The 16,493-nt window shown below is 58.5% G+C and carries 14 protein-coding genes and 1 pseudogene; 4 read left to right on the top strand and 11 right to left on the bottom strand.

The genetic code is table 11. The features are described from left to right. Positions 1 to 15 precede the first annotated feature (15 nt). From IRT44_RS00160 to IRT44_RS00170, 3 genes are all read right to left on the bottom strand, one after another. A complete protein-coding gene (locus IRT44_RS00160) occupies positions 16 to 1,047 on the bottom strand; it encodes an ABC transporter substrate-binding protein (protein ID WP_171567053.1) in 1,032 nt (343 codons plus the stop codon). 90 nt (positions 1,048 to 1,137) lie between these two features. After that, the gene (locus IRT44_RS00165) at positions 1,138 to 2,145 is read right to left on the bottom strand and encodes an ABC transporter substrate-binding protein (RefSeq protein WP_171567055.1); all 1,008 of its coding nucleotides are present in this window, start codon (positions 2,143 to 2,145) and stop codon (positions 1,138 to 1,140) included. 88 nt (positions 2,146 to 2,233) lie between these two features. Continuing rightward, on the bottom strand, positions 2,234 to 3,547 hold the full coding sequence (locus IRT44_RS00170) for a hemolysin family protein (RefSeq protein WP_171567057.1): 1,314 nt from the start codon (positions 3,545 to 3,547) through the stop codon (positions 2,234 to 2,236). A 182-nt stretch (positions 3,548 to 3,729) separates the two neighbouring features. Here IRT44_RS00170 and IRT44_RS00175 point away from each other — a divergent pair, with 182 nt between their 5' ends. From IRT44_RS00175 to IRT44_RS00185, 3 genes are read left to right on the top strand one after another with little or no spacing between them, the layout of a single operon-like run. Next, positions 3,730 to 5,409, top strand: coding sequence for a DNA repair helicase XPB (locus IRT44_RS00175; RefSeq protein WP_230077243.1), 1,680 nt, complete (start codon positions 3,730 to 3,732; stop codon positions 5,407 to 5,409). Positions 5,410 to 5,461: 52 nt separating this feature from the next. Next, positions 5,462 to 6,031 (top strand): RNA polymerase sigma factor, encoded by a 570-nt coding sequence (locus tag IRT44_RS00180; RefSeq protein WP_171567061.1) that lies wholly within the window; start codon positions 5,462 to 5,464, stop codon positions 6,029 to 6,031. Further along, complete coding sequence (locus IRT44_RS00185) at positions 6,012 to 7,448, top strand: hypothetical protein (RefSeq protein ID WP_171567063.1); 1,437 nt, start codon at positions 6,012 to 6,014, stop codon at positions 7,446 to 7,448. Before IRT44_RS00180 ends, IRT44_RS00185 begins: the two co-directional genes overlap by 20 nt. Before the next feature lie 101 nt (positions 7,449 to 7,549). On the opposite strand, the gene IRT44_RS00190 is transcribed toward IRT44_RS00185, so the two are convergent. Together IRT44_RS00190 and IRT44_RS00195 are read right to left on the bottom strand one after the other, a co-directional pair. After that, on the bottom strand, positions 7,550 to 8,545 hold the full coding sequence (locus IRT44_RS00190; protein WP_171567064.1) for an ABC transporter permease: 996 nt from the start codon (positions 8,543 to 8,545) through the stop codon (positions 7,550 to 7,552). Beyond that, positions 8,511 to 9,400 (bottom strand): annotated as a pseudogene (locus IRT44_RS00195) (ABC transporter ATP-binding protein). The gene IRT44_RS00190 and the pseudogene IRT44_RS00195 overlap by 35 nt, the downstream one beginning before the upstream one ends. A 188-nt stretch (positions 9,401 to 9,588) precedes the next feature. Between IRT44_RS00195 and IRT44_RS00200 the strand changes: the two are divergent. After that, positions 9,589 to 10,377, top strand: coding sequence for a GDSL-type esterase/lipase family protein (locus IRT44_RS00200; RefSeq protein WP_171567066.1), 789 nt, complete (start codon positions 9,589 to 9,591; stop codon positions 10,375 to 10,377). On the opposite strand, the gene IRT44_RS00205 is transcribed toward IRT44_RS00200, so the two are convergent. The 6 genes from IRT44_RS00205 to IRT44_RS00230 all read right to left on the bottom strand — a co-directional run bounded on the left by IRT44_RS00205 (position 10,369) and on the right by IRT44_RS00230 (position 16,429). After that, on the bottom strand, positions 10,369 to 11,604 hold the full coding sequence (locus tag IRT44_RS00205; protein ID WP_171567068.1) for an MDR family MFS transporter: 1,236 nt from the start codon (positions 11,602 to 11,604) through the stop codon (positions 10,369 to 10,371). The two genes, IRT44_RS00200 and IRT44_RS00205, sit on opposite strands and share 9 nt — an antisense overlap. A gap of 280 nt (positions 11,605 to 11,884) precedes the next feature. Beyond that, entirely contained in the window at positions 11,885 to 12,730 is an 846-nt protein-coding gene (locus tag IRT44_RS00210; RefSeq protein ID WP_230077244.1) for a YtnP family quorum-quenching lactonase, read from the bottom strand. A 70-nt stretch (positions 12,731 to 12,800) separates the two neighbouring features. Then, positions 12,801 to 13,094 carry a hypothetical protein gene (locus tag IRT44_RS00215; RefSeq protein WP_171567128.1) on the bottom strand — a complete coding sequence of 98 codons (294 nt, stop codon included), beginning with the start codon at positions 13,092 to 13,094 and terminating at the stop codon, positions 12,801 to 12,803. Between the two features lie 127 nt (positions 13,095 to 13,221). Then, positions 13,222 to 15,225, bottom strand: coding sequence for an oxidoreductase (locus tag IRT44_RS00220; protein WP_230077245.1), 2,004 nt, complete (start codon positions 15,223 to 15,225; stop codon positions 13,222 to 13,224). A 96-nt stretch (positions 15,226 to 15,321) separates the two neighbouring features. Continuing rightward, positions 15,322 to 15,795: a hypothetical protein gene (locus IRT44_RS00225; RefSeq protein WP_230077246.1), complete on the bottom strand. Its 474-nt coding sequence runs from the start codon at positions 15,793 to 15,795 to the stop codon at positions 15,322 to 15,324. A gap of 319 nt (positions 15,796 to 16,114) precedes the next feature. Further along, positions 16,115 to 16,429: a hypothetical protein gene (locus IRT44_RS00230; RefSeq protein ID WP_171567076.1), complete on the bottom strand. Its 315-nt coding sequence runs from the start codon at positions 16,427 to 16,429 to the stop codon at positions 16,115 to 16,117. Positions 16,430 to 16,493: the final 64 nt, after the last annotated feature.

Here is a 16,493-nt window from a genome sequence, read left to right on the forward strand (position 1 = left end):
CTCCTGTTGCTGCGATTATTGCTCGACCACTTCAGCTGCCCGGTCGAGCAGGGATTGCGGAAGGGGTACGCCCATTTTTTCCGCCGCTTTTTTGTTCAGCACCAGCTTCATCTCCGCCTGCTTCTCTACAGGCATGCTGGCCGGTTGAGCTTCCCCTTTGAGGATTTTGGCCGCCATGTCGGCGGTCTGTTCGCCCAGTTTGCTGTAGTCAATGCCATAGGTAGCGATTGCGCCGCTCTTCACGGAGTTTTCCTCGCCGGCCACCACCGGGATTTTTTGCGACTCCGCCACTCCGATCACCGCAGAGATGGAGGAGACCACCATGTTGTCGGTCGGGATGTAGAATGCGTCCACTTTGCCGACCATCGATTCGGCTGCCTGCTTTACTTCCGTCGGGCTGGTGATGGCTGCTTCACGGATGGTCAGGCCCAGTTTTTCCGCTGCGGCTTTGGCTGCATCCACCTGTACCTTGGAGTTTACCTCGCCGGAGTTGTAGATGATGCCGACCGTCTTGGCGTCCGCCTTCAGCTCCTGTACCAGCTTCAACTGCTCTTCCACCGGGTTCATGTCCGTCGTGCCGGTCACATTGCCGCCCGGATTTTCCATGGTTTGCACCAGCGAAGCCGCCACCGGATCGGTCACGGCGGTGAAGAGAATTGGAATATCCTTGGTCACCTGAGCGGCTGCCTGAGCGGCCGGCGTGGCGATGGCCAGGATCAGATCGACGTTGTCCGCCTGAAACTTCTGCGCGATCTGCACAGCCTGATCCATGTTACCTTGGGCCGACTTGATGTCGTAGACCACCTGTTTGTCTTTCTCGTAGCCGTTTTGCCCCAGCTTGGCAATGAAGCCTTCCCGCGCCGCATCAAGTGCCGGATGCTCCACGATCTGCACGATGCCCACCTTCAATTGCTTCGTATCCTGGGCAGGATCGTTGGCCGGCTGACTGTCCGCCGGAGCACTTTGCTGCCCACACGCTGCAACGGATAAAAGTAGCAAAGGACACAGAATTTTCTGGACGACATGCCAATACTTTTGCTTTCTCATGTAAAAAACCCCCCTAATTATAAAATTTTTTTCATTTTACCACGATGGAAACACAATTCAAACAGAAAAAGAGAGCAAGGCTCTCTTTTTCTACTTGAAGATTTCTTTCGCCTGCTGTTTTAATTCATCGGGAATGGCAATGCCAAAGTTGGCAGCTGCCGTCTCGTTGATGTACAGCTCGGTCTGTTTGGACACTTCCACCGGCGTGTCGGCCACTTTCTGTCCCTTCAAAATGCGGACGGCCATCTCTCCGGTCTGCTTGCCGATCTGGTAGTAATCAATGCCGTAGGTGGCCACGGCTCCACGTTTTACCGTATCCGTGTCGGAAGCGAAAACCGGCACCTTGTGCTGTTCCGCCGCGCCCAACACCGCTTCAAATGAAGAGACCACGGTGTTGTCAATCGGGATGAAGATGGCCTCCGTCTTGCCGGCCAGTCCCTGGGCTGCGAGCTGCACTTCGGACAGCTGGGAGATGCCTGCCTTGACGACCTCGACCCCTTGTTTTTTCGCCGCTTCTTCCAGTTCCTTCACCTGCACCTCGGAATTCACTTCCGACGTGGTGTAGATGACGCCCAGCTTTTTCAGGTTCGGCAGGAAGCGTTTGACCAGCTCCAGCTGCTGCTCCATCGACACCTTGTCAGAGGTGCCGGTCACGTTTTTGTCCGGCTTCTCCAGGTTGCTGACCAGTTGGGCGGACAGCGGGTCCGTCACGGAACTGAAGATCACGGGCTTATCCGTAATCGCCTTGGCTGCTGCCTGAGCGGATGGCGTGGCGATGGCCACGACCAGGTCCTTTCCGTCGCCGGCGAATTTTTGTGCAATCGAGACCGTGTTGTTCATGTCACCGTGGGCGTTTTGATAATCCAGCTCCACGTTTTTGCCTTCTTCATATCCGGCTGCTTTCAATCCGTCTACAATTCCCTGGCGGATCGCATCCAGCGCCGGGTGTTCCACGAATTGGGTCAGCCCCAGCTTCACCATTTGCTGGCCGTTGGCAGCGGTCGCGGTTGCGTCCGTCTGTTGGCCGGATTGGTTGCCACACGCCGTCAGTGCAATCGACAGACATGCGGCCAGTACAGCATGTACAGCTCGTCTCATCTGTTCTTCCTCCTCTAAGCTCTCACTCTGCAATAACAGAAAAACTTGTGTTCCATTATAGCATACTTTGCGGCGTTGAAAAGATGTTTTACGCTTGTTGCCCCGCTTCCTTCGTTCCTCTTTTTACCCATACACGGGTGATTCGGTAATGGTCCACCTCGCCGACGATGAATTCGTAGCCGCCGTCTCTGACCACGTCGCCCACGCGCGGCGGATGGTCGATCTGCATGTAGATCCAGCCGGCCAGCGTGTCCACCTCACTGTCGTCCAGATCAAGCCCGAGGTAGTCGTTTACCTCTTCCAGCAGCATGCGGCCGTCCAGCGACAGCAGGTCGTCTTTCCGCTCGATTTCCGGCCGCTCGTCGTCAAATTCATCCTGAATGTCGCCGACAATTTCTTCCATTATGTCTTCCACTGTAACCAGACCTGCCGTTCCGCCGTACTCGTCGATGATAATCGCCATCTGGCTGCGCTGTTTTTGCAGCATGGTCAAAAGCCGGCTGATGGATATCGTCTCCGGAACGGTCAGCACTGGGCGGCTCAACTGCTCCAGGCTTTTTTGCTCCCCTTCCAGCAGGCTGGTCAACAAATCCTTGATATGCAAACTGCCGACCACGTGGTCCTTGTCCCCGTCCACCACCGGGTAGCGGGTAAAGCGGCCGTTTTGCACGACCTTGATGTTATCTTCTAACGGGTCGCGCAGGTTGAGCACCACCATGTCCGTGCGCGGCACCATGATCTCCCGGGCCATTGTCTCCGAAAAATCAAAGATATTGTCCACCAGCATCAGCTCGGTCTGGTCGATCAGGCCGCTTTTGTGGCTCTCGTTGACAAGGATGCGGATTTCTTCTTCCGTGTGCGCTTCCTGATGCGGTTCCATGCTAATGCCGAGCATCCTGAGAATCTTGGCCGCCGCCCAGTTGAGAAAGGCGATAAACGGGTACATCAGCTTGTAAAACATCCGGATGGGACGGGCCACGAACATCGAGACCTTCTCGGAGCGCTGGATGGCCAGCGATTTTGGCGCCAGCTCGCCCAGCACGATGTGCAAAAAAGTAATGATGGAGAACGCGACGATAAAGGAGATGCTGCCGACCAGCGTCTCGTTCAGCCCAAAGTAGCGGAAGACAGGGTGGAGCAGATGGGCGACGGCCGGTTCCCCCAGCCAGCCCAGTCCGAGCGACGCCAGCGTGATCCCCAGCTGGGTGGCGGACAGGTAGGCATCCAGGTTGTCCAGCACCAGTTCGACGTCGCCCGCCCGCCTGTTTCCTTCCGCTACCAGTTGGGCGATGCGCGATTCCCTCACCTTCACGATGGCAAATTCGGTCGCCACGAAAAAGCCGTTGAGAAAGACGAGAAATGCGACCAGGACCAGATTGAAAAAGGCACTCCATATCGCCATGCCGTCCCTACTCCTTTGCCCGTTTTCTTGCGTTAGTGTAACCCACGGGCGGCCAAATGTTGCCCGTTCCTGTCAAAAGCGCGGCAGCGCGACGGCGGCAAACCCGTTTTTCATTCGCCTTCCGATTGTGATACGATTGACTGTATGAACATGGAGACCACAAAGCCGCAGAGGTGAAGAATGTGTCGTACCGTCCCGAGTTGCCGCTGATCGTGCAAAGCGATCGCACCATCCTGCTGGAAGCGCAGCATCCGCTGTTTGCGGAAGTCCGGCAGGCGCTGTCCGGCTTTGCCGAACTGATCAAAAGCCCGGAGTACATACACACATACCGGATTACCCCGCTCTCCCTGTGGAACGCAGCAGCAGGGGGCCTGACGGCGGAGCAGGTAACCGGCGTCTTGAGCACGTATAGTAAATACGGAGTTCCGCCGTCCATCGTCCGGGAAATCGCCGAAACGATGGGACGGTACGGCCTGATTCGCTTGGAAAAAGACGGCGATCACCTGCTGTTGACCGGCGACGATGTGCCCCTGCTGGCTGAGCTGACCGGGTACAAGGCGGTGAGCAGCCTGCTGGAAGGACAGGTGAATCCGGCCGTCTGGCGCGTCAAACCATACGCCCGCGGGCTGATCAAACAGGAGCTGATCCGGCTCGGCTACCCCGTCCAGGACGTGGCCGGCTATACATCCGGAGAAGCCTGTCCCGTCGCGCTGCGGGAAGTGACCGCCAGCGGCCGGCCGTTTGCGCTGCGGCCGTACCAGCAGGAGGCGGTGGATGCCTTCCACGCCGCCGGTGCTGCCACTGGCGGCAGCGGCGTGCTGGTGCTGCCGTGCGGCGCGGGCAAGACGATCATCGGCCTGGGAGCGATCTGCCAGCTCCAGACGGCCACATTGATCCTGACGACCAACACCACATCGGTCCGGCAGTGGATCGCCGAGCTGATCGACAAGACTGACCTCGATCCCTCACAGATCGGTGAATACACAGGCGAACGGAAAGAGGTCAAACCGATTACCGTAGCCACCTATCAGATCCTGACATACCGTTCAAAAGCGGACGATTCGTATCCCCACATGCGCCTGTTCTCAGAACGGGAATGGGGCTTGGTGATCTACGACGAAGTGCACCTGCTGCCCGCTCCCGTCTTCCGCGTCACCTCCGGGATTCAGGCGACGCGCCGGCTCGGACTGACGGCCACACTGGTGCGGGAGGACGGCCGGGAAGAAGACGTGTTTACCCTGATCGGGCCGAAAAAGTACGAAATGCCGTGGAAAGCCCTGGAGGAACAAGGCTGGATTGCGGAAGCGCGCTGCCAGGAAATTCGGCTGCCGTTTGAAGCGAACGGACGGGAGGCTTACGCCCGGGCCAACGCGCGGCAAAAATTCCGGATCGCGGCGGAGAATCCGCGCAAGCTCCAGGTCGTGCGCCATCTGCTGGAGCGTCACGCCGACGACCGCGTCCTGATCATCGGCCAGTACGTGGGACAGCTCCAGCAGCTTGCCGAAGCGCTGAACCTCCCGCTGATTACGGGCAAGGTGCCGGAAAAGGAACGGGAGGCGCTGTACCGCCAGTTCAAGCGCGGCGAGATTACCCGGCTCGCCGTCTCCAAGGTGGCCAACTTTGCCGTCGACCTGCCGGATGCCAATGTTGCCATCCAGATATCCGGCACATTCGGCTCGCGCCAGGAAGAAGCGCAGCGGCTCGGTCGCATTCTGCGTCCCAAAGAGCGCGACAACGCCGCCTATTTTTACACGCTGGTCACTCGGGACACACGCGAACAGGAATTTGCGCTTCACCGGCAATTGTTTCTGGTGGAACAGGGATACCACTACGACGTGATAGAAATGGATGCGCTGGATTGAAACATTCGGATCGATACCAGCGTCTCATAGAGGAAGGGAGGCCGGAGATTCAATGCAATCCGACGCCGAAATCATTCAGCGGATTCTGCAAGGCGACATCGAAGCGTACCGCGAGCTGATTCAGCGGTATCAGCACATGATTTACGTGTTTATCTACAAAATGGTAAACAACCGCTCCGATGCGGAAGATTTGACCCAGGAAGTCTTCGTCAAAGCGTATGAAAAACTCTCCAGCTTTCGTGGGGACAGCCAGTTTTCCTCCTGGCTGTATACGCTGGCGCGAAACAAGACCATCGACTTCCTGCGCCGGCGCAAGTTTCACGAATCCGACGAACAACTGGCGTACGTCCCCTCCCAGGCGAGCGACGAATCACCGCAGGACTCCCTCTTGAACAAGGAGCGCCGCCGGGAGATTGAGAAAGCATTTTCGATGTTGTCCGAATCGTATCGGGAAGTAATCGTGCTGCGCTGCACGCACGAATATCCGTTTGAAAAAATTGCGTCGCTGCTCGGCATCGCCGAGTCAACGGCCCGTGTCCGCTATCTGCGCGCTCGCCAAGAACTGGCCAAACTGCTTACTCGCAAGGAAGGGGGGCTCGTGCATGAACTGCCAGGAATTTAGAAAAGCATGGGCATACGAGCCGGACATCGAAACGCTTTCCCATATCGAGACGTGCGATGAGTGTATCGCCTGGATGGAAGCCCAATTGACTAGCGGCGAGGAGGTGCAATTCTTGAAAGAAGTTCCTCAACCGATGGCCGATTTGGAAGAGAAAATCATGCAGGCGATCTATCAAACCGCCGGCCAAAGCGCTCCTCCTCACGCCGCGTCGGCATCCGTCACGCCGTCACCCAAACAGGCGAAATTCCGCCGCTGGACGTCTTACCTCCCTTCACTGTCGTGGGTGGGCGCAGCCGCCATCCTGCTCGCGGTCGGGGTGGCCGGCTACCAGCAGTTCCAACTGGCAGGGCAAGATGGCGCCACGGAAAACGCCATGCACCACGAGAGCAAAGCCGATATGGAACAGAAAGACAGACAAATTGCCGACGCTCCGTCCATCCTGCTTTCGCCTGACACGCCCGTAGCAAGCCCGGCCGCCGGGTATGGCTATCCAGACATTGCCGCAAAACAACCAGACGGGCAGACGTCACCGGACGGGACCACGGTGCAGCCGGCCGCACTGGCGATGAACGACAGCGGAACCAATCAGCCCAAATCTGCTGCAAGTCAGGCGCAGGAACCGCACGCCGGGTCGGGAGCAAAGACCGCGGAGAAGGCCCAACCCCCTCAGACGTCGCGGACACAGGCGTTCGATACAGTCAACGAATCGGGGCAACCCCTGCATAAACGAACGATCATCGCCGCTCGCAACGCCAACGGAAAATCCGCCAACGACCATGTCAAACATGAGGACACGCCGTCGAAACAGACGGATGCAATTAAACCGACAGACGGTCAATCCGCCATTCAAAAGACGGAGAACGAATGGGGCGTCAACATGTTCAGCAATGATGCCGCACCTGACCCGTCAATCGAAAGCGTACCGCCCGTAGCCGGTCCGCCCGCAACCGATCAGGCCAAACAGGAAATTACGCTCTCCGCGTTCACTGATCTGGAGACGGCCATCCGTTCATCCGACGTGCCTGTACCCGTGCTGAACCAGCCGCCTGACGGCATGACCCTGCAGGCAGTCACCGTCCAGTACGAATCACCGACCAGCCATAAGGTGGTTCGCCTCTCCTGCCATTACCAACGCAGCAAGGAGTGGATCAAGGTGGACGTGGTGCCCAACGCAAAAGGGAAGCGCAGCTTGTCCATCCCCGGCACCTTTACGGCCACACAGCTGTACACGGTCAACGGCGAACAGGCCATCGCCGTCTCATTCGACCTGCCGGATTCGTCAGGCGAAGCGGCTGCCGAGCACGCCGTCCACTTCAACGCGCAGACGGAAAACCAATCGCTCTACGTCGTAATGACCGCCCGGGGCATCCGACTGGACCAACTGGTCGAAATGTCCAAGCAGCTGACGTGGAAATAATCCCGCTGCCGATCAAAACAGCCCAGCACCAAAAAAGGGACACTGCTTCCTCGAAAAAGCAGTGTCCCTTTTGGTTTCCGTCCACACCGGTCAAGAGAAGGTCAAGACGTGACATCCCTGCGAATAAACACGGCGTAGGCGACAATCAGCGCCGCTGCTGCCCAGACGCTCAACACGGCGAGCGAAAAAGGCAGCGTCATGCCCTTGATCGGCGGCAGCGTGCCGGCCAGGTAGTCCGTCAACTGCAAATTGACGACGAAAAGGTATTTGGCCGACTCCCAGGTCGACGCCATCTGGGTTAAAATCGTTCCGCTGATCAGGGCCGCCATCATGATGCCCATTCCGGCAGCCGCGCTGCGCACCAGTACGGAGACCATGAACGTAATCGTCCCGACCACGATGCACACAAACCACCCAAGTCCGTACTGCATGAGCAGGTATTTCCACTGCGGCAGCATGAACACCGCGGATGTGACCAGTTCGCCGCCGGTCACGTCAAAGCCGGTCAGCACCGGCAGATCCCAGCCCGCATAGCCAAACACCACACCGGATATCAGGTAGGCCATACACAAGGTCATCAGTACCGTGAGCGAGGTAAACAACAGCAGGGTGATGTACTTGCTGGTCAGCACCTTCCAGCGCCGCACGGGCCGAGTCAGCAGCAGCTTGATCGTCCCCTCGCTGTATTCGGCGGAGACCAGATCGACCGCCAGCACGACGATGATCATCGGCAGAAACAGCGACACGGCCTGATCCATGAAGCCCCGCGCAAACGTGGGCGCCCCCGGTGCCATCGGGTTGACGTCATGATCCAGATAGTACTGCTGCTGCTGGACGCGAATTTTTAAGAACTCCCGCCACTCCTCCGGCAGTCTGCTGGAGGCGAGCCGGTTTTGCGTGTCCACGATCTGCTGCTGCAATATCGTCCGCCAGTCAGTCGTGCCCATCCGCTCCTGGACCGTCACCACGGAGCGGTACTGCGCGTAGGTAAAGATCGGGATGAGGACGGCCAGGATCAGCAGCACGACGAGAAAGCGGCGGCGGCGCAGCAGCTTGATCGTCTCATTTTGTACCAGTGCGAGCATGCTCGGCCCCATCTTCTCCACCTCCCCCTGTCAGCGTCAGGAACAAATCTTCCAGGGTCACCGTCTTGGCGACGATGCCGAGGACGGGGACGCCGGCCCGCACCAATGCGGCGTTTGCCTCGCTGATTCGCTCCGTATCCATGCGGCAGTACAGCCGTCCCTCGCCGTCCGGCCACACCCGTTCCACAAAGGACAGGCGGCTCAGCACGTCCCGTCCCCTGCGCTCGGCCTCCGGCGGAAAGGTCCACGCCACCCGGTCGGCAAACTGTTCCATCAGCTCCTGCACCGGTCCGACGGAGATGACCCGTCCCTTGTTGATGATGGCGACGCGGTCGCACATCATCTCAATCTCGCTGAGCAGGTGACTGGAGACGAACACGGCCAGCCCCTCTTCTTCCGCCAGCCTGCGGATAAACTGACGCAGTTCGCGGATGCCCGCCGGGTCCAGGCCGTTGGTCGGCTCGTCGAGAATGAGCAGCTTGGGCCGGTGCAGGAGGGCCTGCGCGATGCCCAGCCGCTGCCGCATGCCGAGCGAATAGGTTTTCACCTTGTCGTCGATGGCCCGTTCCAGATCGACAAAGCGGACGATTTCCTCGATCCGCTCGGGGGAATGCCGCCGCTCATGCGGGCAAAATGCTCCAGGTTTTCCCGGCCCGTCATGAATTTGTACAGCTCCGGGTTTTCCACGATGCAGCCCACCTGGGCGATCGCCTCTGGAAACGAACGGCGAAGGGAGATGCCGCCGATCTCAATCTCTCCTCCGTCGGCTGAGGCCAGCCCGACCAGCATGCGGATCGTCGTCGTCTTGCCCGCGCCGTTAGGCCCGAGAAAGCCAAAGACCTCTCCGGCGTAAACGTCAAACGTCATATCGTGAATGATCGGCTTGCCGCCGATCGTCTTGCGCAATCCTTTTACGGAAAGGACTGTCTCGCCCACTGCTCGCCCTCCCTATCCAGATACCGTTCGCTGACGCGAAAACGGTGATTGTGATACACTGACAGTACATGTCACATTATACCATGCTTGACCATCCACCAACGAATGGGAGGTACCCGATGCGCACATCCGGTCAATTCATGTGGCGTACAGTCGGCCTGCTCTCCGTGCTCTCCTTTTTGCTGTTTGCCGCAGGCTTCGTGTTTGCGCTGGACCCTCGCCAGCTCTCATCCGGCCGGGTCGCAGAACCGGCCGGGCATGCCAAGCCGGCCCCGCTGGCGCCAGGGGAAGGCATCCGTCACGTGGTGGCGCTGGGAGATTCGCTGACGCGCGGAGCCGGCGACGCCAACGGGCTTGGTTACGTGGGACACGTCCGCCAAGCACTGGAAAAACAGGCGGGCCACCCGATCACGCTGACCAATCTGGCCATCAACGGCCAGGAATCGACCGGCCTCGTCGATCAGTTGTCCCAACCCCAGGTCCAGTCGCTGCTGAAGCAGGCCGATCTCATCCTGTTTACCATCGGCGGAAATGATTTGTTCAAGCAGTCCGGCGGCGTATACCGCGTCGACAACGACAAATTGGCCGCTGCCATCAAAGGACTTGCGGCCAACTACGAGCAGATTCTCCGGCGTATCCGGGAGCTGAACGACAGCGCGCCGATTGTCTACACCGCCCTGTACAATCCGTTCGGGGACACCGACGCGGCCGCCGACACCGTCAAGCCGGTGCTGGACTGGAACAGCGATGCTGCCGCCATCGCGGCCCGCTATCCGCGCGTCATTGTCGTTCCCACCTACGATCTGTTCGTCCACAAGGAAAATACCTACCTCTACACGGACCACTTTCATCCCAACGAGGCCGGTTACGCCCGGATCGCCGAGCGGATCATGCAGGCACTACAGTGACGTGTTCCGGGCGATGTTGATTGACGTCCCGGTGCGTTTCTGGTAGGCGCGCTGTCCAGCCCAATGAAACAGGCTGCTCGTCATGGAGAGGAAAGCGACCACTCCGAACAGCACGGGACCGCCGTACGACGCCAGCAGAATGCCGCCCATCCACGGGCCGATAAACTGGCCGAGGTTGCCGAAGCTTTTCGCTCCGTAATACGTGCCGCGCATGTTGTCCGGCGCCATCCGGTCGATCAGGACATCGGACGCGGTGAACGTGAGAATCTCGCCGATGGTAAAAACGACCATCGCCACAATAAACATCGTCCATGAGTGGGCGAAGGCGTAGCCAAGGTCCCCGAGTGCGTACATGACGTTCCCCACCACGATGCTGGTCAGGGGCGTCTTGTTTTCCGCCCAGCGGGTCAAGGGCATCTGCATCAACACCACGACGATGGCGTTGATACTCATCAGGATGGCAAACAGCTTCGCCCCGTCGGGAACGGCCATCTCCGTATACTTGGCCAGCGTTGTTGACATTTGCGAGTAGCCGATCGCCCCCAGCATCCCCGCCACCATATAGAGTCGGAACGCTTTGTCGCGCACCACCACTTCAAGTGCACGCTGAAAGCTGACCGGCTCTTTTTTCTGTCCCTCGATCTGCTTGATGCCAAAGACGTTTAACATCACCTGCAAGCTGATGACGTACAGCAGGTAGATGAGGGCAGTCATCAGAAACGGCAGCGCCGCCGAAGTCAACGCCAGCATCGCCCCGACGATCGGCCCCACGGCCACGCCCACGTTGATCGCGGTGTAGCGCAGGCCGAAGACACGGTACCGCTTCTCGTGCGGCGTCACGTCGGCCATGAGCGCCTGCGACACCGGCTCGTAAAAGGAGCGGCAGAGCCCGCCGACGACGTTTAACAGCAGGAAAAACAGCGGACTTTTGCCGAATGCGAACCCTACAAACACCAGGGTCCAGACGTACAATGCCGCGAGCATGACGCGGCGTCGGCCAAATATATCTGAAAGCGTCCCACCGATGAAGCCGCCCACCGTCCCGGCCAGTGCCCCCGCGCCGATCGTCAGTCCGATGGTTCCATAATCCATGTCGGTATGATTGGACAAGTACAAAAACAGGAACGGCATGCTCATCGAACTGGCTGCGCGGACAAACACCGTGCCGACCACAAGCGACCAGACGATGGGGTGAAATTCGCGCAACAACCCCTTGACCCTATCCATGTGTTTCTCTCTCCTCCAACTGCTCTGCCCGACAATGGAAACAGAACAGTCATCACAAGTTTTTCCTAAATTGTAGGGAGCAGTCTTGGTTTCGTCAATCACTGTCCGAACTTTTTTGATTATGAAAATTTTTTTAGAACAACAATCGAAAAATCGATAAGACCACAGACGATGACGGAAGGCCGCACGGGCGTTGAAGCTGTCCCCCGCATAAAAAAAGCCCCCTGCTCGGGGACATGCTTGCGCTGTACCGAAAGGAGGCGAGTAACCACTGCTGCTTTTATTCCACTTCTATGCTGTCCGTAATGACTCCCTGCTCGTCCCATTTCACCGCCCGATACTTGATGTCGTGGTAAAACGTAAACCAGGCGCCTTGGCGGATGCCCTCCTGAATCCATGTTTGCTTGGCGAAAATGGAGGTCATCGGGTAGTCGTCGTAGGCCATCACCCACAGGGGATTCTGGTGCGCGTGTGTCGGCAAAAGGTCGGCCAGATGCAATACGAGTTGACCGTCGCTTTCGATGCGGACGATCGCATGCCCCTGGCTGTGCCCGCCGGTGTGGTGCAGCGAAATGCCGGGCAGCACCTCCAGCGTGTCGCCGTACGTCTGCACCTGTTCATAAATGGGCTTCCAGTTGTCCTCCCAATAGGTGTTGCGGGAACGGATGTTGGGCTCGCGCATCTCCGCCCATTCCTGTTCCTGGACATAAATGACCGCCCGCGGAAACGTGGAGACGAGCCGGCCGTCCTGCCAGGAAACAAGCCCGTTGGCATGATCGTAATGCATGTGGGTCATCAGCACGATGTCGATATCTTCCGGCGTCAATCCCTTGGCGGCCAGCGACTCTTTCACCTGCGACTCCTCCAGCAGGCCAAAGTTGCGCTTTTGCTTGTCCGTCAGCCGGTCGTTGCCCAAGCCTGACTCGATCAGGATGGTTTTGCCGCCGCCTTCCACCAGGATCGGATCAGCCCTAAGCGGTATCTGGTTGAGATCGTTGTATGGATAGCGCTTGCTCCAGAGCGGTTTGGGAACCACGCCAAACATCGCCCCTCCGTCCAACTGCGACAGCCCTCCCCGCAGCCACGTCAGGGAAAATGCTCCTGCCTGCAGGTTTGTCAATTGCATGGTACCAGCCTCCTCAAGTTTGTATGCAGATGCGGGAAGTGTGAAAGAGCACCCCGTACAGGGTGCCCTGCTATTTTTCGGTTACGCTGACCGTGCGCGTGGCCGGGGACAGTTTCAACAAAATGTCACTGGACACCGCCTGGATCGCCAAATCGGTGTCGTGGCGTTTATGGATGAGCACAAGCTGCGCAACCTTTTCGCTTCCGCGGTATATGCTGATCAAGGTTTGCAGCGGGTTGGCGCTTCCGCCGGCAATTACCTTAACCCCCGGGGCAACCGTGAACGTCCAGCCCTCTACTTCCACCACCCGAGCGGATGAGTAGAGAAAGTGCCGTTTTCCCAGCAGAATGCCATAGTGATTCATCAAGGCAAGGGCCCCCATTCAACTAAATTTGAACAGCGTACTTTCATTTTGCAAAAATTCATGTCCAAATGAAAGTCTTTCGACAAAAGATCCTATAACCTGACAATGTGCCGATTCCCTGTTTTGCTCAAATCAATCGGCCGATGAGCGCTCCCTCGTAAATCGCCCGCTTGGCGTCAAGCTCTCCTGCCTCTTTGGCCCCCCCGATGAGATGCACCGGTAGCCGACCTTTCAGCGATTCGTACAAGCGGTTGTCCGATATGCCCCCTGCCGCAACCACCACCGTATCCACGGGCAGGAGCCGCTCTTCGCCGTCGTGGACGATGCGCACGCCCTCCGGCGTAATCTCCTTGTATTCTACCTGCGTCAGCATCTCGACGCCGTGCCGCTTGAGATTGGCGAGCACCGCCCAGCGCGTCGTTTTGCCCAATCCGGTGCCCACGTGCCGACCGCGGCGGAGCATCCGCACCTGTCTGCCGCTCTGCTGCAGGCGATGTACCTCCGCAGCGCTGAGAATCCCGTACTCCAGGAGGTAGCGGGCGGTCTGCGGCGAGATGTTGTCGTTTTGCACCAGCAGGTGGGATAGATCGCAGGCGATCCCTCCCGCGCCGATGATCACCACGCGCTTGCCGACATCCACCTGCTTTTCAAACACTTGGGTGTAGCTGACCACGTGCGGCAGATCAATGCCGGGAATCTCCGGCCGCCGCGGGATGATGCCGGTAGCCACCACCACCTCGTCAAATCCTTCCGCAAGCAGCGCATCTGCCTGTGCTTCCACACCCAGCCGGATGTCCACGCCAAGCAGACCGAGCTGCGTCCGGTAATAGCGCAGCGTTTCGTTAAATTCCGATTTGCCCGGCACCTGCCGCGCGTAATTGAGCTGGCCGCCGATCTGCTGCCGTTTTTCCATCAGCACCACCTGGTGACCGCGCTCCGCCAGCACGCGCGCCGCTTCCAGCCCGGCCGGTCCCGCCCCTACGACGGCCACCCGTTTTTTCACCGGGGCGGGAGACAGCGTCCATTCCTCTTCCCGGCCGGCCGCCGGATTGACCAGACAGGAGGCCGGTTTTCCCTCAAACACGTGATCGAGGCAGGCCTGGTTGCAGGCGATGCAGGTGTTGACTTCGTCAAAGCGGCCTTCCCGGCTCTTGCGGATGATATCCGGGTCGGCCAACAGGGGGCGGGCCATGGAAACGATGTCGCAGCAGCGGTCCTCCAGGATTGCTTCGGCTTGACGCACGTCGTTGATGCGGTTGCTGGCAATGACGGGAATTGTCACCGCTTCTTTCACCAGCCGGGCCACCCACACATACGCCCCGCGCGGCACCATCATTGCGATCGTCGGCACCTGCGACTCGTGCCATCCGATTCCGATGTTAAGCGCGTCGGCCCCCGCCTCCTGCAGCATGCGGGCAAACTGCAGCGTCTCGTCCATCGTCGTGCTGTTGGGGATCAAGTCCAGCCCGGACATGCGAAAGATCACTGGATAATCGGGACCGACCGCCTCGCGTACGCGTCTCATCACTTCCACGCCGAAGCGTGCCCGCCGTTCGAAGTCGCCGCCCCACTCATCGTCGCGCACATTGGTGACCGGTGAGAGAAATTGATTGATCAAATATCCTTCGGAGCCCATGATTTCCACTGCGTCAAAACCGGCTCGCTGCGCCCGCACCGCGCCGTCGGCAAACGCCTGCAGCGTCAGCTCGATCTCTTCGCCGGTCAGTGCACGCGGCCGCGTCCGATTGATCGGCGCCTGCAGCGGGGACGGCGCGACCGGCTCCAGACCGGTGGCTTCCTGATAAGCGTAACGCCCGGCGTGAAAGAGCTGCAGGGCGATTTTGCCGCCCTCCTGGTGCACAGCCTCCGTGATCACTCTCAGCGGCTCGATGTGCTCATCCCTGTAAACGCTGCAGTACTGCTCGCCCATACCGCCTTCTGGCCGGACGGCAGCCCCTCCGGTGACGATCAGACCTACTCCTCCGCGGGCCCGCGCCGCGTAAAACGCGGCCAACCGCCGCACGCCTCCCTCCAGCTTTTCCAGCCCGACGTGCATGGAGCCCATCATGATGCGGTTGTTCAGGGTAATCCCCCCGACGCGAATCGGTTCCCAGACGCGTTTTGTTTCCATTCGTGCCCCCTCCTGACGAATCGAATGAATGCTCATTCATTTTTACTCCCCATCATTTCGGCGGGCACGGCCGGTTTTCCTGCTGCCCCGGCCTGCTTACAGCCGGAGCAATCTGCCCAAGTTGGCGGCGAATTGATCGAGAGCCTGCCGACAGTGCGCGTTTGTTTCATCTGTATCAGGCTCTTCCACCACAAAGTGAAAATCGAGAGTCACGCCGTACTCGGCGAGAACGCCTGGGTTGAGACAGCGCCGCTTTTCCGTCAAGGAAACGTCCGGCACAATCTCACGAGCCCGCTCCCACAGTCGGGCGGCCGCCTCTGCCTCAACTGCTCCGGGATAGTCGATCTGTGCCTCCACTTCGCAGGCGGCAGCGTCGGGCAGCGGAAACAGATGCACGGTCGCAAGCGGCTGTTCGCTCTCCTCCGCCGAAGCCGTCACGTATACCGTGATCTCCCGCGTCTCCTCGTCCTCCAGCAGGGAATGCTCCGTCCGCAGAATTACGTCGCGGATCACCCCGTGGCCCGAGAGTGTTTGGTCCAATATTTCCATCATGCGCTGCAACACAAACATGTTCCTCCAGTCTTGCTGTCACTCTTTCTTTTGAGTATATCACGTGCGCCCGGGCAGTGGAAAACTCCTTCACGAAGAAGGGGTGCAGAGTGAAGACAAGCTGTTCTTTTTTATCATTAAAGGTTCCACATCGTAAGATTTTCCCATCGTAACCAGGCCCCAGGCCGGTGGCCTGCACATTCATCAACCAAATTTGTTTGCCCCCTGCCCGCGTCGCGTTTTGGAGCGGACAATATCCACTTCTTTGCTGGTCGTCAAGAGAGCGAGCGGGCACCATCACACATGACACCTCGGACTTTGTCTGCAAATTGAAACCCCTTCACGAAGAAGGGGTCGGGGGATTGTTAACGTTTTTTTGGTTCATGAACTCCGCCAGCCAAGCACGCCGGACTTCTTTATTGGGACAAAAGGCGAGGACATAGCTCTCACCGCGCATGTACTTTTCCTTGATCCACTCTTTATGTTTCCGGAAAAACGCCTGCTGAAAGTCGGGCGGCATTTGATGATACTCTTCCAAAGCTGAGGGGTTCTGGAGGAAAAAATCTTCATCATAAATGATTTCTTCGTTTTGTTGGCGGCTGATAATGTATACGAACGCGATCACCAGAAACAGGTTGACTAAAAAAATCGTCATCCAAAATCCCTCCCGTCAGCATATTTGTCTGAATGATCTGTCTTATCAGTATATTATTATTCTA

This window comes from Brevibacillus sedimenti, assembly GCF_020923495.1.
GTDB lineage: Bacteria > Bacillota > Bacilli > Brevibacillales > Brevibacillaceae > Brevibacillus > Brevibacillus aydinogluensis.

Excerpts from the sequence above, each read along its gene's own strand:
- IRT44_RS00160 (WP_171567053.1), bottom strand. The coding sequence starts at position 1,047 with ATGAGAAAGCAAAAGTATTGGCATGTCGTCCAGAAAATTCTGTGTCCT.
- IRT44_RS00165 (WP_171567055.1), bottom strand. The coding sequence starts at position 2,145 with ATGAGACGAGCTGTACATGCTGTACTGGCCGCATGTCTGTCGATTGCA.
- IRT44_RS00170 (WP_171567057.1), bottom strand. The coding sequence starts at position 3,547 with ATGGCGATATGGAGTGCCTTTTTCAATCTGGTCCTGGTCGCATTTCTC.
- IRT44_RS00180 (WP_171567061.1), top strand. The coding sequence starts at position 5,462 with ATGCAATCCGACGCCGAAATCATTCAGCGGATTCTGCAAGGCGACATC.
- IRT44_RS00185 (WP_171567063.1), top strand. The coding sequence starts at position 6,012 with ATGAACTGCCAGGAATTTAGAAAAGCATGGGCATACGAGCCGGACATC.
- IRT44_RS00190 (WP_171567064.1), bottom strand. The coding sequence starts at position 8,545 with ATGGGGCCGAGCATGCTCGCACTGGTACAAAATGAGACGATCAAGCTG.
- IRT44_RS00200 (WP_171567066.1), top strand. The coding sequence starts at position 9,589 with ATGCGCACATCCGGTCAATTCATGTGGCGTACAGTCGGCCTGCTCTCC.
- IRT44_RS00205 (WP_171567068.1), bottom strand. The coding sequence starts at position 11,604 with ATGGATAGGGTCAAGGGGTTGTTGCGCGAATTTCACCCCATCGTCTGG.
- IRT44_RS00210 (WP_230077244.1), bottom strand. The coding sequence starts at position 12,730 with ATGCAATTGACAAACCTGCAGGCAGGAGCATTTTCCCTGACGTGGCTG.
- IRT44_RS00215 (WP_171567128.1), bottom strand. The coding sequence starts at position 13,094 with ATGAATCACTATGGCATTCTGCTGGGAAAACGGCACTTTCTCTACTCA.
- IRT44_RS00220 (WP_230077245.1), bottom strand. The coding sequence starts at position 15,225 with ATGGAAACAAAACGCGTCTGGGAACCGATTCGCGTCGGGGGGATTACC.
- IRT44_RS00225 (WP_230077246.1), bottom strand. The coding sequence starts at position 15,795 with ATGTTTGTGTTGCAGCGCATGATGGAAATATTGGACCAAACACTCTCG.
- IRT44_RS00230 (WP_171567076.1), bottom strand. The coding sequence starts at position 16,429 with ATGACGATTTTTTTAGTCAACCTGTTTCTGGTGATCGCGTTCGTATAC.